We start from the raw sequence: 16,723 nt of genomic DNA on the forward strand, positions 1-16,723 counted from the left end.
TTTCCATCAGGAAATAGTATTTTTAGCTTTCTAAAAAAGAAATAATGAAAAAGATTACCAGTATTTTATCTTTAACAACCATCCTGTTGGGATCACAGATCAGCGCATTCGCGGAAACAGCAGTGGAAGTCATGCAAAAGAGCCTAACAGCCATGGGGACTGTAAAAACCATGAAGTATCATTTTTATGCGCAGGAACGCATGGATGACGGAAAATACAGTAAAAGTGACGTTGAATTCAATGTGATTGCATCTCCTTTTCACGTGTTCGCAAAAGCTCACTTACCACAATCAGCACAGCTGATTCACGATGCTGCCAACTCGCCGGATGTACGGGTAAAGAAAGGGTTTAAACTTACCTTATCCCCTACGAATAAATTACTCATGAAAGGTGTCCACAATCCTATCACAAGAGCTGGATTTGCACAAATCAAGAAGATACTGGAAATGAGCATGGCTCAGCGCAAAGGCGAAAACTATGCTGATTTTGTAAAATTAATTGGGTCTGTCGTATATGACAACAATGAATGCTGGAAAGTAGAGATCAATGATCCTGATTATAAAATTATAGATTATACAGTTGCGTCCAATGAAACTTCTGTATGGCAAATCGGAAAAAAACTGGCGATTTCAGAATATAAAATCAAAGAATTGAATAAGATTGGCGATGAAGTGAAAGCAGGACAGAAACTGAAAATACCTTCGTCTTACGCAAAGAAAACAACTCTATACATTGACAAAACAAACTACCTGCCCATCTATCATAAAATGGAGGATGAAAAAGGAATTTATGAGATCTATGAATTTAAAGGTTTAAAAACCGGAGTTACCTTCAGCAATACTGATTTTGAATTTGATTAACGGATAAGCAATATATATAGACCTGCATTTTATGCAGGTTTTTTTTTGCCTGAAGATCATAACGCTGCCAATTATCAGGAAATTAACAAAGATTAAATCTAATAATGCGGGGTGAATTGTTAAATTCGGAACGAATTTTGTGAACCTACTATTGAAATCCAAATCAATGAAACGAACGATTACACTTTTTTTGTCACTTACGTTTGCCCTTCTCTCCCTTTCTGTAGAAAAAAATTACAACATCACCATTACCGTAAAAGGTATGGAGAATAAGATTGGCGTACTGGCCTATTACTATGGTGAGAAACGATTTGTAAAAGATACCTTGTTCTTTGATACAAAAGGTAGTGCCGCGATAAAGGGTAAAAAAAATATTGCCTCCGGCGTTTATCTGATTGCCTTTCCGTCAATGCGCTATAACTCCTTTGATGTAATATTAAATGAAACCAGTTTCAGCATTTCTACAGACACCTTCAACTTCATCAAAAATGCAACGGTAAAAAATTCTGTGGAGAACCAGCAGATGTTTGAGGATATGAAATATATGCTGCCGCTGGGCAAAGAAAATGATTCTATTCAAAAGCTCATAAAAACAGTGGCTAATAAAGAATCTTCCGAATTCAAGACCTTATTATCCAAAACAGATGAAATATCCAAAAAAATTATTCTGCACAGGAAAGAAATCGCTAAAAAATATCCGGCAACCTATTACACAAAACTCCTGAAAATCATGATGGATATTGAAGTTCCCGCTCCACCCCGGAAAAAGGATGGAAGCCTGGTGGATACTTTTTTCAATTACCATTACATCAAACAACACTATTACGATGATGTGGACTTCGCCGATTCAGGCATCCTTCGCAGCCCGGTGTTTCAGCACAAGTTCTTGAAATATTTTGACAGCTACTCCCATCCCCACTTTGATTCTATTATTGTCACGATAGATTCGATGCTGAACCTGGTAAGAGGAAAAAATGCGGAAATGTTTCAGTACTGCCTGAATGAATTATTTCTAAAGTATGCCAAAAGTGAAATCATGGGCCATGATGCCATCTATGTCCATCTTGCTGAAAAATATTATCTGGCAGGGCTGGCCTGGTGGGCAAACCCGAGCAGTTTAACGGAATTGAGGGAACGTGTTGAGGGACTCAAGCCAACCTTAATCGGCAGAATTGCACCCAATTTCTTTGTTCAGGATTCGTCCGGAAAGACACAGATGTTCCATGATTTTATCCCAAGAAACAAATACACGGCTCTCGTCTTCTGGAACTCCGACTGTGGGCACTGTCAGCAGGAAATTCCACACTTAAAACAACTCTATACCGATTCCCTGAAAGCAATGGGTGTTCGCATTTTTGCGGTTTCAACAGAACAGACAGACAGCTCTTTCAGGGCGTTCGCAGCAAAAAACTGTTCCCCCGACTGGATTACCTGCGCCGATATGCGCGGGGTGAGTGCCTTCCGGAAAGAATACGATGTGATTACCACGCCAAAATTGTTTTTGATTAACAAGAACTTTAAAATTATTGCAAAAAACATCCCGATAAACAATCTGGTTGATTTCATAAAATTTGAAGACGGACTGCCGGAGTAAGACGAAAAATAATCTTTTTCGTTACCAGATAAGATACAGCAGCAGGGTTGCTGTCATTTGCAGAAAAAAATTATCAAAGCCTCTTGGTGACAAGGCTTCTGTGATGGTACAACAAAAAGCAATCAGAAGTATCAGTGGCCATGAAAATGCACTAATGAAAACAGATCTTATAACAATCGCTGCAACAAACACCGTTGCAATAAAAACGGCCGTGCTGCCTTCCAGGCTTCTGTAAGCAGGCTGCCTGTTAAATGTAAATACCTTGTAACGATGCCTGCCAAATCTTGTACCCACAGGCTCTGCAACCGCATCGGCTAATCCGGTGATGGCATATCCCAACATGGCAAAATGCCCGAAAAGCAGATTAGAGAGTATGCCGCCGCAAAAGGTAGCGATGTACGAAAAAAGGATGTAGTGTGTTCGTTGCGGTGCATCCGTTTCTCTTGCCAATGCTTCATACAGGACAAAACCGTCGCCCTTATAAATTGCCAATCCCAATAGAATGGTGACCGCCCAACCCAAAATGAATACGCCGCCGATTCCAATGGTAAGTTGTAATCCGAAAGCGGAAAAGAAAATCAGGAAATGAAATAATTTCCGGCTGTAACCGGTTTTCCATAAAAGTGCTTTCTTACAAATGCCTGCTGTGAATAAGGATAGAAAACTGTACAACAACGCAACCGGAAACAACCAAAGTATAAGTCGGGGTGCAGGCAAATTATCTGCAAAGAAATAAATCAATCGGCTGAAATCAACGGATGCCGTCATACAGGAATTTTAGTGATTGATGTTACCGTACTCTTTCAGTCCCGTCAACTTCATACTAATCTCCCACAGTCGTTTTGCATTTTCTGAGCTGATGGCCTCCAATGAAGGCACAGTAGGATTTTTTCTGTACCAGTATAAACCTGTCTTTCCTTTTACTTCGGGTGCAGTGGCTAAATAGATGGAAGTCTCGGCACCTTTTTCCGGAGACGTTAAAACGAAACCAAAGTTATCCATTAGAAATTTGAGGACAGGGTTTCCCGTTCTTCCAAAATTGGAGTTGATATTGCCGGGATGCAGGCAATTTACAGTAACATTGGTTGAATTTTTTAACAGCCTCGCGAGTTCCTTATTAAAAAGGATGTTGCACAACTTGGTAAATCCATATTGTATCATCGAATTAAAACTCTTTTCCGCCTGCATATCATCCCATCTCATATTTGTAAACCGGTGTGCCAAAGAGGCGACATTCACAATCCGCCCCTGCTCTGATTTTCTTAATAAATCCAGTAAATAATGCGTTACCAGAAAATACCCAAGGTGATTGGTTGCAAACATCATCTCATAACCATCTTCATTCACCTGCCGCTCGCCAATAATGGCACCTGCATTATTAATCAGCACATCCACCTTATCGTATTTTTTATGAAACTCTAACCCAAAATTCCGGATGGATGCATGTGAACTAAAATCGCAGATATACAAATCACAGTTATTCAGACCAGTTAAGGCATTAATATCATCCTGCACCGCTCTCGCTTTTTTCTCATTACGGCAAACTAAGACGACCTTCGCCCCCATCTTTGCAATTTCTGTTGCTGTTACACGGCCAATTCCGGAATTTCCTCCGGTGATTACCACAACTTTATTTTTCATTTAATCAATTTACTGAGAGCGATTTTGAAATACTTTATATATAAACGGAATACTGACGACATACATAAACAGCAGCCGCAAATATGATACAGATTCAGGTTTGTAAATTTTAAATCCCGTTACAAGGATAACAAGGAGTATGGCTGCAATAGCCAGTCCCTTCATCCACCGGCCTTCATAAAACCCTGTCTGCTGAATAGCATACTGAGGCAACGACATATTTATGTGGGCAATATAGGCTTTTAACTGCTCTCCAAACAACAGGAACGCTTCCGGCTCATCCTGCACAAGCGGAAAAAGTAAAATCGATTTGAGGGGTGATTGCGTTTTAATGGAGATGAACGCCCTGCCATTAGTATCTTCTTCAACAGAAAACAGACGTAAGCTGGAGAATGGAATCTGTTGTATTTTAGGAAAAAAAATGCTGTTAGAAAGTATGGTTATCGTCAGCCCGAACCCGTCATAGTCTAACTGTGCCTTTGTTATTATACCTTTTATGATTATCAGCACACTGGATCCTATTACTATAAAAGTGCCAACAAAAATAAATATTGTCATCAGTGTTTCCGAAAATTCATATTTCTTTAGCCCTGTCATCAACAAAATAAACAGCAGTACCAATACCGTCGGAATAAGGATCATTCCCAGCACCTGCTTTAGTATTTCCGTATATCGAACCTGAATGTACATGAAAGTATGAAAGTATAAAAGTAGTAAATTCCTGTTTCAATTCCTTTTAAAATAAAAGAGCAGCTGGACAGCTGCTCTTTAAAATATACTTTCTGTCCGGTTATGATTCAGCAGGCATATCATTAAACATACCGATGAATTTCAACATCGCACCAAGGTTGCTGATTTTGATTTTACCCATCATTACTGCCATTTGTCTGTTTACTCTTCCCAATTCAGCATCTTCAAAATCCGTTGCCAATGCCGAGATGACACAATCCGGCTCGCCGGATAAACCATCTGTTACCGTGCATTGTCCTTCTGCTACGTTTACTGTAAATTCTCCGCCTGTTTCACCTTCCAATTGAAAATGAAAAACACCGCTTTGTCCCGCAGCTTCTTCCACTTTCAATCTTCCCGGTAATGCTAATACAATCTCTTTTGCTGTCATTTTTATTCTTTTTGTTGGTTAAAAATTGATTTCTAACCCAAATGTAAAATATTTTTTTTGAATAAACAAAATTTTACCAAACGTTCGTTTGTTAATATTCCACAAGTTACTGAAAAACTATTAATTACGAACTATTAACATAAATTTTACATGAAATATTTTACCAAACGTTTAGTCAAATAGAAAGAAATTGCGTAAACTTGTTTATCTGTTTAAACCATAAATCCATTCATCCAAACTTAGACAATAATGAGTGTCATAAAATCTAAAGTCAATACCAATTCAGCCGCTTACAAAGAGAATTATCAGAAGATGCTGGTGAAGATTGAAGAGTTGAATAAGCACCTAAAACAATCCTTGTATCAGGGAGAAGAAAAACATCTTGCTAAGGCAAAATCTCAAGGCAAATTTCTGGCACGCGAACGCATAGAACTCGTACTCGATCAGGACTCCCCTTTTTTAGAACTTTTGCCATTGGCTGGATTGGGTGTTAAAGGTGGTTTTGGAACAGGCGGTACCATGGTAGCCGGCATTGGGTTCGTTTCAGGCAAAATGTGTCTGATTACAGCCAATGTGGGCACCAATAAAGGCGGTGCCATTGATATCGCTACCTTGAAAAAAGCCTTGCGCATCAACGAAATCGGGAATGAGAACAACCTGCCATCCATCAACCTCGTGGAAAGTGCGGGTGCCAACTTACCCGATCAGGCGCAGGTATTCAATTTAGGTGGCAATAATTTTAAAGAAATCACCCGCCGTTCTAAGAAAGGCATTCCAACCATTTCTATTGTATTTGGCAATTCCACTGCCGGCGGTGCCTATATTCCGGGCATGTCCGATTATACCATCTTCATTAAAGGAAAAGCAAAAGTATTTTTAGCAGGACCTCCACTGGTAAAAATGGCAACCAATGAAATTGTAGACGATGAAACCTTAGGCGGCGCAGAAATGCACTCCAAAATTTCAGGTGTATCCGATTACCTGGCACAGGACGAACTCGACGGCATCCGAATTGCACGTGAACTAATGGCAAATCTGGATGTAAAACATGACACAAAAAACACAGGCGTTTACAAAGAACCTAACTATTCCATTGACGAGTTACTTGGCATTGTTTCAGTAGATACAAAAGTGCCGTTTGATTGCCGTGAAGTGATTGCCCGTTTAGTAGATGGCTCTGAGTTTCATGAATTCAAGAAAGAATACGGCACTACCTTAATCTGTGGCTATGCCAAAATACACGGTTATCCGATTGCTATTATAGGTAATAATGGTGTGCTCTTTAATGACTCCTCTAACAAAGGCGCACATTTTATCCAGTTGTGCAACATGAACAACACACCTATTTTATTCCTGCAAAATATCACCGGATTTATGGTGGGTAAAGAATACGAACAAAACGGAATGATCAAAGACGGAGCGAAAATGATAAACGCTGTCTCCAACTCTGAAGTGCCGATGTTCACCCTGATGATGGGTGCTTCTTACGGTGCGGGCAACTATGCGATGTGCGGCCGCGCCTACAATCCGCGTTTCCTGTTCTCCTACCCGAACAGCATGATTGCAGTCATGGGTTCTGAACAATTGGCCGGTGTGATGCAGATGGTGAGCCGTGAAGCCGCCATCAAAAGCGGACAGCAATTCGATGAAGCGCAGGCAGCGCAGATGAAAGAATTCATGAAAGCGGAAATTGAAAAACAAAGCAATGCATTCTTCGCTACCGGTCAGCTCTGGGATGACGGCATCATCGACCCGAGAGATACTCGTCATGTGTTCGGACTGGTCTTAGCCTTAACCTATATGAATGAAGTGAAAGGCACGAATGCCTGGGGAGTTTACCGCATGTAATTACGATTTCAGATTTATGAATTAAGATTTAAACAGCAGCATGAATTCGACTGAATTAAAAGATAGAACTAAGAAATTTGCAGTGAATACTATAAAATTCACAGATGGAATTAAGCCAACTTATGCAAATGTTGTAATAATTAAACAAGTTATTAGATCGGCAACTTCTGTTGGTGCAAATTACAGGGCTGCATTACGCGGAAAATCTAATCCTGATTTCGTAAACAAAATAAATATTATTCAAGAAGAAGCTGATGAATCAATTTATTGGTTTGAACTATTAGAAGAAACAAATACACAATTAAAAGGAATTGATGAATTGATAAAGGAAGCTAATGAATTAACTGCAATATTTTCTGCAATTCTAAAAACACTTAAATTTAAAAATAACAAAAAATAATTTGAATTCTGAATTCATAAATCATGAGTAAAACAAATCTGAATTCTGAAATCATAAATCATAAATATGAGTAAAATAACCAAACTACTAGTAGCGAACCGCGGTGAAATTGCGGTGCGTATATTCAAAAGCTGCAAAGAAATGGGCATCGCCACCGTGGCTGTTTTTTCAGATGCAGATGAACATGCGCTATTTGTAAAGCTGGCAGATGAAGCGGTGCGCATTGGCGGCAAACAACCTGCCGAGTCGTATTTGGTCATGGATAAAATCATCGATGCTGCGAAACGAACCTGTGCCAATGCCATCCATCCGGGCTATGGTTTCTTATCTGAACGCACGGAATTTGCCAAACGCTGCAACGACGAAGGCATCATCTGGGTCGGACCGCATCCGCAGGCGATTGAAGTGATGGGCTCCAAAATCGGCGCCAAGAAAATCATGCAGTCGCACAATGTGCCTACCATTCCGGGTTATCAGGGCGACGACCAGAGCGAAGCCACTATTAAAGCAAAAGCCATAGAAATCGGATTTCCCGTGTTGCTGAAAGCCAGTGCAGGCGGCGGCGGAAAAGGGATGCGTATCGTGCGTCAGGAAAGCGAACTCGACAAAGCCATCAACGAAGCAAAATCAGAGGCCTTATCCGGTTTTGGTGATGATACCTTATTGATTGAAAAATATTTCGACACGTCACGCCATGTGGAGTTTCAGATTTTCGGTGATAAACACGGCAACGCGATTCATTTATTTGAACGCGAGTGCAGCATTCAGCGCCGGTATCAGAAAGTGGTGGAAGAAAGTCCTTCACCGTTTATCACGGAAGAAACGCGACAAAAAATGGGCGATGCTGCAGTTGCGGCGTGCAAAGCCATCCAATACGACAATGCCGGAACCGTAGAGTTTATTGTAGCTCCCGACCAGTCCTTCTATTTCCTGGAAGTCAATACACGCTTACAGGTGGAACATCCAATTACGGAAGAAGTGACCGGTTTGGATTTGGTGCGTCTGCAAATTGAAGTAGCTGCGGGCAACTCTATTCCGTTCAAACAGGAAGACGTACAACAATGCGGACATTCCATTGAAGTGCGTTTTTATGCGGAAGATCCGGCCAATAATTTCATGCCGGTGAATGGGAAAATCCTGGACTGGATTCCAGCTAATTCAGAAGGTTTGCGTTATGATACGGGTATTGAAAGCGGCTCTGAAATTTCCACGTACTACGACCCTATGATTGCTAAAGTAATTGGTTCGGGTAAAAACAGAAACGAAGCCATCAATCGTTTAAAGAAATGCTTACAGGAAACGGTTTGTACAGGTTTCACTACCAATAAAAACTTCCTGATTGCCATTTTAGAGAATGAACATTTTCAGAAAGGCGAATTTGACACCCACTTTTTAGATAAGGTATTCAAATACGAAGGAGAAAAATATCCGCAGGAAACGCTGGATATCCTGACCTGTGCATTGATTCACTATAGATTCCTGCAACGTCAGCAGGAACGAACCGTGGCACAAGGTGTTCCGGCAGGCTGGAGAAACAATGCGTATCAGCCTCAAAAGGAAACCTACTCCTTCCACGGATTTGAATTCCCGATTACATATATCAGCAACAACAACGAACTGCAGATTTCTTTTGCCGATAAAGAATTTACATCTATTTATCATAACGCAAATGAGCGCCGTCATTCCGAGCCGCCAACTGGCGGATCGGAATCTCATCCTGTTTGGCACACCCTCGAAATAAACGGCATCCGTCGTAACTTCTTCATTTCCAAAAACGGACATCAGTACTTCATACAGTCCGCGCAACTCGGACAAATCGTATTGAATATCGTGGACCGTTTCCCGAATCCGAATGAGGAAGTCGTGAAAGGCGGTTACATCGCTCCTATGCCGGGTGAAATCACATTAGTATTGGTAAAACCGGGCGATGCGGTAAAATCAGGCGATGCCTTATTGAAAATGATTTCTATGAAAATGGAAAGCACCATAGAAGCCCATACCGACGGCGAAGTGGAAGAAGTATATGTAACGGATAAACAGTTTTTGGAAGCGGGAACGTTGTTGTTGAAGATGAAGGAAGAGTAATGTAAAAATGTAACAATGTAGCAATGAAATAATGGAATAATGCAAGAAGAAAAAAATAAAATATCTTTAAACGACAAAATTGTAAATTTTGTTTCTAATAATATCGTTTGGGTATTTCTAGGATTTATTGTTATTGTAATCATTCTTCCAAGATTATTTATAAAAGACTCTCCTTTAGGAATTTTTAATGGCTTAAAAGCAAATGAAATAGGTGATGCAATTGGAGGAATGACAGCACCTATTATTGGCTTATTTTCATCATTCTTAGTTTATATTGCATTTAGAGAACAAGTAATTGCAAATAGAATGTTAAAAGAACAAAACATACATAATACAATAGACAGACACTTAAAAATAATAGAAAACATAAGACACGACATCCAATCTTTTAAAATAAATATAAATCCATCTGTTTATAACAAAGCCACTTACTTAAGAGGGATTGAATCAATTGAACATATATTCACTCTACTCAATCCAGGTGGCTTTATGAAAGCAGATATTTATCTAAGAAAACACTATGAAGATATTATTCGAACTTATTTACTTTCATTAAGAATAATTCAGGACATTAAGGAACTAGACTCAAACATAAACGAAAAGATATTACTCTTAAATAAACTAACATTCTTAAAAACGAACAACCTTTCTGAAATTGAAATTATACAAAATTTCAAAAAAGGTACTTTTGGAGAAGATGAATATAAACTAAAAGTTTTCATCAAAGACAACTTACTTAAAATTTTAAATGAATTCAATGACGAATACAATAAAACATACAATTTATATATAACAAAACTTATCAACCCATTACCTAAAATAAATTAAAAAGACATAACCCATGCTATACACACAACAAGACATCAGTAATTTCTCCGAACAATCTTTCGCGTATCTGATTGTGGAAGAAAAGGACAATGTGCTCAGCATCACGCTCAATCGTCCGGATAAACGCAATGCCTTTCATATGCCATTGGCGAATGAATTGGCTTATGCCCTCGCCTACGCGCATTACAACAATGCCATCTGGGCGGTCGTGCTGAAAGCCAACGGACCGACGTTTTGTGCTGGTGCGGATTTAAAGGCCTTCGGCGGAGCGGATACCACCGAAAAGCCATCCACGATTCCCATGCCTAAAGATATGGTAAAACTGGGCGATGAATTCAACGGTCTGCACAAGCCCTGCATCGCACAGGTACATGCAGATGTGTACGCCGGCGGCTTCCTGATGATTGGCGGTGCTACACATGTCGTCGCTGTGGAAGAGGCGAAATTCGGCTTGCCTGAAGTGAAACGCGGTATTTTCCCGTTTCAGGTCATGGCTACGTTGGAACCCTTAATGTCCGCACGGCAATTGCTGGATTTATGTCTGCGCGCCAAAACACTGACGGCTCAGGAAGCAAAAGAAATTGGTCTGGTTTCTGCCGTGGTGAAAGCAGATGAATTGGAAGTTACGGTACAACAACTCGTGGAAGACATAAAAGAACAATCACCTACGGCAATACGCTTGGGGTTGAAAGCCTTTCATGAAATGAAATCCCTGAAAGCAGATGAGAAACACAAATACCTGCACGCCATGCTGATGCAATGCCTGAGCAGCAAAGATGCAGCGGAAGGATTGGCTGCGTTTAAGGAAAAAAGAAAAGCGAGTTGGACTGGAAATTAATCAATTAGAAGATGTACCAATGTACCGATTAAGTTCATTGTTACATCGTTACATCGTTAAATTAGTACATTATGAAGACAATCAGAATAGCAGGCGCACAGGGTTTCTACGGAGACTCTCCTTTAGGCGCCATACAGATAGCCATGCAGGGAGAAGCGGATTACCTGATGCACGATGCATTGGCGGAACTGACACTTTCCATCCTGCAGAAAGACAAAATCAAGGACCCAACCATGGGTTATGCGCGCGACATAGAAGTGCATGCGAGAACCTTGTATCCGATTGCTTTTTCAAAAGGCATCAAAATCGTGACCAACAGCGGCGGTCTCAATCCGGAAAGCGCCGCACAGAAAGTGAAAGCGATTCTGGAAAAGTCAGGCATCAAAGGCATTAAGATTGCCACCATCACCGGCGACGACTGCGTCACCCGTTTGGATGAATTTAAGGAGAAAGGCTTATTGCTGGAAAATCTGGATTCGAATGAGCCCTATCCTGCAAAATATCCCGTTACCCATGCGAATGTATACACCGGCGCGCAAGCCGTGAAAGACGCCCTGGATCAGGGTGCGAATTTAATCCTTGCCGGCCGTGTAGCGGATCCGTGTTTAGCACTCGGCATCATGGCGCACGAATATGGCTGGAAGATTGACGATGCTTCCACGCAGGAAGACTGGGACCGACTGGCATTCGGGATTACTATCGGACATATTTTAGAATGCGGCGGACAAGCCAGCGGCGGCAACGCCTACTCCGAATGGCCTATGAATTATAGTGTTTCCGACTTAGGCTATCCGATTGCACATGTCAACGAAGATTGTACGGCCATTTTAACCAAAGCGCAGCATACCGGTGGAAAAGTTTCCAGAAATACGATTCGTGAGCAGCTTGTATATGAAATTCACGACCCGACGAATTATATCACACCGGATGTGGTGGTGGATTTATCCAATATCAAACTGGAAGATGTGGAAGAAAATCGCGTGAGTCTTTCCGGCATCAAAGGTAAACCGCGTCCGGAAAAACTGAAACTTGTGATGGGACAGCACGAAGGATTTGTCACCGAACAATTCTTCTTCTTCTCCTACCCTTTCGCATATGATAAGGTTCAGATGTTCATCAAAGCGGTGAAAGAAACCTGGGCGAAACTGCCGGTGCAAATTCTCGAATCGCGTTTTAATATCATTGGCGTGAATGGCTTGCATGAAGATGCAGTGGATATTCCGGCGGCTGAAGAACTGAATCAGCGCAGTGAACTCGGTTTGCGCATCGCCTTAAAACACAAGGATGACCGCACCGGAAAAACCGCCATTGCAGGTATCACCTGTTTAGGATTGAACGGTCCTCCGGGTGTGATTTCCGTGCCGGGCTGGGGCAACATGAACCGTGCCATGCTGAGCTTATGGCCGACACTCATACCAAGGGAATTGATAAAACAGGAGATTAATTTTATAACTGTATAAATGTAGTAATGTAACGATGTACCAATGAAAAGTAAAACAAAAGAGAATATCATCCTTAAGCTAACTTTTGAATTTTCATTAGCAATCATTGAATTTGCAGAAACATTAGAATCAAATCGAAGATTTGTAATTGCAAATCAGATTTTAAAATCTGGAACTTCTATTGGTGCAAATGTCAGAGAAGCTCAAAATGCAGAAAGCAAGGCTGACTTTATACATAAGATTAAAATAGCGATCAAAGAAGTGGAAGAAACAGAATACTGGTTAGAACTCTGTCATTTTTCAAAGAATTATCCGGATACGGATGAATTACAATCAAAATTAAAATCTATCAAATTAATCCTCGCCAAAATTATTACAACATCAAAAAACAAGCAATAAAGTACCATTGTTACATCGGTACATTTTCAAATTGGTAAATTACACATTATGACAACAATCAAACTAATAGACATAGCAAGTGCACGCAGCGGCGACAAAAACAATGTGTGCAATATCGGCGTGATGGCAAAATCCAGAGAAGATTTTGAGACGCTAAAAAAATATTTAACGTGCGACATCGTAAAAGCACATTTCAGAGGACTCATCAAAGGAAAAGTGGAACGCTTTGAATGGGACGCGCTGGAAAGTTTAAACTTTGTCTGCCACGAAGCCTTAGACGGCGGTGCTTCCAGAAGTTTGCGGATGGATACGTTGGGTAAAAATTTCAGCAGCCATCTGCTAAGATTAGAATTAAATATTAGCGAATAAACAAACGTCATTGCAAGGAACGCCCGCCTGACTGGACGGACAGGGAGCAATCTCATGAATAATAACAGATTGCTTCACTGCGTTCGCAATGACGATAAAAAAGATAATCATGACAAATTTAGAATCATACTACATCACGGAAGAACATGAATTGTTCCGTAAAACCCTGCGCGATTTTTTAGACAAGGAAGTCGTGCCTTTTGTTGACCAATGGGAAGAAGATCAGCGTTTACCGAAAGAACTTTTTAAGAAGTTCGGTGATATGGGCTTTTTCGGCATGACACAAGAAGAAAAATATGGCGGCTCAAATCTTGATTTTTGGTACGATGTCATTTTCATTGAAGAAGTGTCCAAGTCGAACTCCGGTGGTTTTGGCGCCAGCATTTCCGCACATCCCTATTTGTCGCTGTCGCACTTAAAACACGAGGCCAGCGATTACCTGAAAGAAAAATACCTTCCAAAAGCGATTGCCGGTGAATATGTCGGCGCACTCGCCATCACCGAGCCGCATGCAGGCAGTGATGTTGCAGGGATTAAAACAACAGCGGTACGACAAGGCGACAAATACATCATCAACGGCAGTAAAGTGTTTATAACCAACGGCGTTTTCTGTGATTATATGATTGTCGCCTGTAAAACCGCATCTACCGGATCTGGCGGTATTTCCATGATATTAGTGGAAGGCAATTCCAAAGGACTTTCGCGAAATAACCTGAAAAAATTAGGCTGGAAAGCCAGTGACACGGCAGAGATTGCCTTTGATAATGTGGAAGTGCCCGTAGAAAATCTGTTAGGCGAAGAAAACAAAGGCTTCTACTATATCATGCAGCGTTTTGAACTGGAGCGACTGACGCTCGCCTTAGGAGCACTCGCCTCTTCCGAATGGGCAATGGAATATACCATGCAATACATGAACGAACGCAGAGCCTTCGGTAGAACCATAAATAAATTCCAGGTACTTCGCCACAAAATGGCACAGCTGACAGCGGAAATTGAAAGTGTCAAAACCTTCACCTACCACGTTTGCGAAATGCATGCAGATAAAAACTACTGCGTGAAAGAAGCCTCCATGGCAAAATACCTCGCGACAGAATTATCCGATAAAGTGGCCTATCAGTGTCTGCAGATGTTTGGCGGTTACGGGTATATGGAAGAATACAAGATGGCGCGTTTCTTCCGCGACTCCCGTTTAGGCACGATTGGCGGAGGTTCGTCGGAAATTATGCTGGAGATTATCAGCAAAATGGTGATTGATGATGTGTCGTATGGCAATCAGTCCGCAGTCAGCAGTCCGCAGACAAAAGATTTGACTATTGATGAATTATTTGCAACGTTGCCATCCAGATTAAAAAAAGAAAAAGCGAATGGTGTTGAATTGAATGTATTGTTTGAGTTTGAGAATAATTTAAATTACCTGATTGAAATAAAAAATCAGGAAGTGTTACAGTCCACGGTTGACCGTCGACCGTCGACCGTCGACCTCACAATCACAACAACAACCGAAACCTACATCGGAGTGGAAACCGGCAAACTCAATCCGCAGGAAGCGTTTATGTCAGGTAAAATTCAAGTCAGTGATTTGGGCAAGCTGATGCAGTTTGGTGGGCTGTTCAAAAAAATTACCAATTAACGTCATTGCGATCGCAGAGAAGCAATCTCAATAAAATAAGATTACTTCGTACCTCGCAATGACAACAAGAAAGAATATACAAAATTAAAATCAATAAAAATGTCAACAGCACTATCTTATTACTTTAACGAAGAACACGAATCCTTCAGGAAAACGATTCGTCAGTTTCTGGAAGCAGAAGCCATTCCAAATATTGACCAGTGGGAACTGGACGGAAAAATACCGCGCGAATTCTGGAAGAAATTCGGTGAAATGGGTTACTTCGGCCTATGCTATCCGGAGCAGTATGGCGGCAGCAACCTGGATTTTTTCTACAATGTGGTCATGCTCGAAGAAATCTCTAAGATATTCTCCGGTGGCTTTGCCATTACGGCAGCCGTACAGGTTTTTATGAGCACGCCTTACATTATGCATCACGGCAGCGAATACCTAAAAGAAAACTATCTAAAGCCTGCTATTGAAGGCTCTAAAATCGGCTGCATAGGAATTACCGAACCCGGCGCCGGCAGCGACGCAGCCAACATTCAGATGCGTGCCAGAAAGGAAGGTGATTATTATATTCTGAACGGTTCCAAAACATTTATCACAAATGGGATTTACGGACACTTCGTTATCCTGGTTTGCAAAACCAATCCCGAAGCGGGAGCGGCTGGGGTGAGCTTACTGGTGGTGGATTTAAACAGTGAAGGCATCGCAAAAAACAAGCTTAAAAAACTTGGCTGGTATTCATCCGACACTGCCGAACTTCATTTCGACAATGTCAAAGTGCCGGCAAAAAATTTATTGGGTGAAGAAGGAAAAGGCTTTTACTATTTAATGGGTGGCCTGCAGTTGGAGCGCTTAGCAGGTTCCATCATGGGCTATGCCGGTTGTGAAGCCATCCTGCAATACGGACTGGAATATATGAGCCAGCGCAGTGCTTTTGGCCGCACCATCAATAAATTCCAGGTACTGCGCCATCGTGTAGCACAGATGTCCGCAGAAATTGAATCGGTAAAATTTTTCATATTACATATCTGCAGAATGAACGCCGAGGGCAAATATGCCGTAAAAGAAAGTTCTATGGCGAAACTGCTTGCTACCGAATTAGCGGATAAATGCACCTACCAGGTATTGCAGTTTTTAGGTGGCTATGGTTATATGGAGGAATATAAGGCGGCACGTGCGTTCCGGGATGCCCGTATCGGCACTATTGGCGGCGGGTCATCGGAAATCATGCGGGAAATCATTGCTAAAATGGTGATTGACGACGTGAACTATGAAAGGGCTTCATCTGCCGGTAATAATGGAGAAAAACCATCATTGAACACCGTAGCAGACATTTTTGCCACACTTCCGTCCCGCTTCAAAGCGGAAAAAGCAGCCGGTAAAAACCTGAATATACATTTTCAGTTCACCAATGATGCCTTTACAGTATCGATTGCTGATGGAAAACTGGAGGTAGAGAAAGGTCTGCACGGCGATGCCAATTGCCTGGTCGAAACGGATGACAAAACCTACATCAACGTCGAAACAGGCAAAATCAATCCGCAGGAAGCCTTTATGACAGGAAAGATCAAAGTGTCAGACCTGATGCAGATGATGGCCTTTGGCGGACTCTTTAAAAAGTTATAGAATTGTAAATAACAGACAGATTATACCTGTAAAGCCCTCCAAAAAACCGGAGGGC

16 protein-coding genes are annotated in these 16,723 nt (G+C 41.4%); 12 read left to right on the plus strand and 4 right to left on the minus strand.

Going from position 1 to position 16,723, the window contains the following annotated elements; all coding sequences use genetic code 11:
• The first annotated feature begins 44 nt into the window (after positions 1-44).
• Together IPM95_03200 and IPM95_03205 are read left to right on the plus strand one after the other, a co-directional pair.
• Positions 45-860 carry a LysM peptidoglycan-binding domain-containing protein gene (locus IPM95_03200; GenBank protein MBK9328324.1) on the plus strand — a complete coding sequence of 272 codons (816 nt, stop codon included), beginning with the start codon at positions 45-47 and terminating at the stop codon, positions 858-860.
• A 166-nt stretch (positions 861-1,026) separates the two neighbouring features.
• Entirely contained in the window at positions 1,027-2,454 is a 1,428-nt protein-coding gene (locus IPM95_03205; GenBank protein ID MBK9328325.1) for a redoxin domain-containing protein, read from the plus strand.
• 21 nt (positions 2,455-2,475) lie between these two features.
• On the opposite strand, the gene IPM95_03210 is transcribed toward IPM95_03205, so the two are convergent.
• The 4 genes from IPM95_03210 to IPM95_03225 form a co-directional block, all read right to left on the minus strand.
• Positions 2,476-3,222: a hypothetical protein gene (locus tag IPM95_03210; GenBank protein ID MBK9328326.1), complete on the minus strand. Its 747-nt coding sequence runs from the start codon at positions 3,220-3,222 to the stop codon at positions 2,476-2,478.
• 9 nt (positions 3,223-3,231) lie between these two features.
• On the minus strand, positions 3,232-4,095 hold the full coding sequence (locus IPM95_03215) for an SDR family oxidoreductase (GenBank protein MBK9328327.1): 864 nt from the start codon (positions 4,093-4,095) through the stop codon (positions 3,232-3,234).
• A 9-nt stretch (positions 4,096-4,104) separates the two neighbouring features.
• Positions 4,105-4,785: a hypothetical protein gene (locus IPM95_03220; protein ID MBK9328328.1), complete on the minus strand. Its 681-nt coding sequence runs from the start codon at positions 4,783-4,785 to the stop codon at positions 4,105-4,107.
• Between the two features lie 100 nt (positions 4,786-4,885).
• The gene (locus IPM95_03225; GenBank protein ID MBK9328329.1) at positions 4,886-5,215 is read right to left on the minus strand and encodes an SCP2 sterol-binding domain-containing protein; all 330 of its coding nucleotides are present in this window, start codon (positions 5,213-5,215) and stop codon (positions 4,886-4,888) included.
• 249 nt (positions 5,216-5,464) lie between these two features.
• Between IPM95_03225 and IPM95_03230 the strand changes: the two genes are divergently transcribed.
• The 10 genes from IPM95_03230 (at position 5,465) to IPM95_03275 (ending at position 16,668) form a co-directional block, all read left to right on the plus strand.
• Positions 5,465-7,063 carry an acyl-CoA carboxylase subunit beta gene (locus IPM95_03230; protein ID MBK9328330.1) on the plus strand — a complete coding sequence of 533 codons (1,599 nt, stop codon included), beginning with the start codon at positions 5,465-5,467 and terminating at the stop codon, positions 7,061-7,063.
• A 40-nt stretch (positions 7,064-7,103) separates the two neighbouring features.
• Complete coding sequence (locus IPM95_03235) at positions 7,104-7,463, plus strand: four helix bundle protein (protein ID MBK9328331.1); 360 nt, start codon at positions 7,104-7,106, stop codon at positions 7,461-7,463.
• A gap of 66 nt (positions 7,464-7,529) precedes the next feature.
• Complete coding sequence (locus tag IPM95_03240; GenBank protein MBK9328332.1) at positions 7,530-9,548, plus strand: acetyl-CoA carboxylase biotin carboxylase subunit; 2,019 nt, start codon at positions 7,530-7,532, stop codon at positions 9,546-9,548.
• 39 nt (positions 9,549-9,587) lie between these two features.
• Complete coding sequence (locus IPM95_03245) at positions 9,588-10,376, plus strand: hypothetical protein (GenBank protein MBK9328333.1); 789 nt, start codon at positions 9,588-9,590, stop codon at positions 10,374-10,376.
• Positions 10,377-10,389: 13 nt separating this feature from the next.
• On the plus strand, positions 10,390-11,214 hold the full coding sequence (locus tag IPM95_03250) for an enoyl-CoA hydratase/isomerase family protein (protein MBK9328334.1): 825 nt from the start codon (positions 10,390-10,392) through the stop codon (positions 11,212-11,214).
• A 71-nt stretch (positions 11,215-11,285) separates the two neighbouring features.
• The gene (locus tag IPM95_03255) at positions 11,286-12,674 is read left to right on the plus strand and encodes a DUF1446 domain-containing protein (protein ID MBK9328335.1); all 1,389 of its coding nucleotides are present in this window, start codon (positions 11,286-11,288) and stop codon (positions 12,672-12,674) included.
• Positions 12,675-12,698: 24 nt separating this feature from the next.
• Complete coding sequence (locus IPM95_03260) at positions 12,699-13,055, plus strand: four helix bundle protein (protein ID MBK9328336.1); 357 nt, start codon at positions 12,699-12,701, stop codon at positions 13,053-13,055.
• A 48-nt stretch (positions 13,056-13,103) separates the two neighbouring features.
• Positions 13,104-13,424 carry a hypothetical protein gene (locus tag IPM95_03265; GenBank protein ID MBK9328337.1) on the plus strand — a complete coding sequence of 107 codons (321 nt, stop codon included), beginning with the start codon at positions 13,104-13,106 and terminating at the stop codon, positions 13,422-13,424.
• Between the two features lie 109 nt (positions 13,425-13,533).
• Positions 13,534-15,054 (plus strand): acyl-CoA dehydrogenase family protein, encoded by a 1,521-nt coding sequence (locus tag IPM95_03270; protein MBK9328338.1) that lies wholly within the window; start codon positions 13,534-13,536, stop codon positions 15,052-15,054.
• A 99-nt stretch (positions 15,055-15,153) separates the two neighbouring features.
• The gene (locus tag IPM95_03275) at positions 15,154-16,668 is read left to right on the plus strand and encodes an acyl-CoA dehydrogenase family protein (protein MBK9328339.1); all 1,515 of its coding nucleotides are present in this window, start codon (positions 15,154-15,156) and stop codon (positions 16,666-16,668) included.
• Positions 16,669-16,723 lie beyond the last annotated feature (55 nt).

It is taken from the genome of Sphingobacteriales bacterium, from assembly GCA_016719635.1.
GTDB lineage: Bacteria > Bacteroidota > Bacteroidia > Chitinophagales > JADIYW01 > JADJSS01.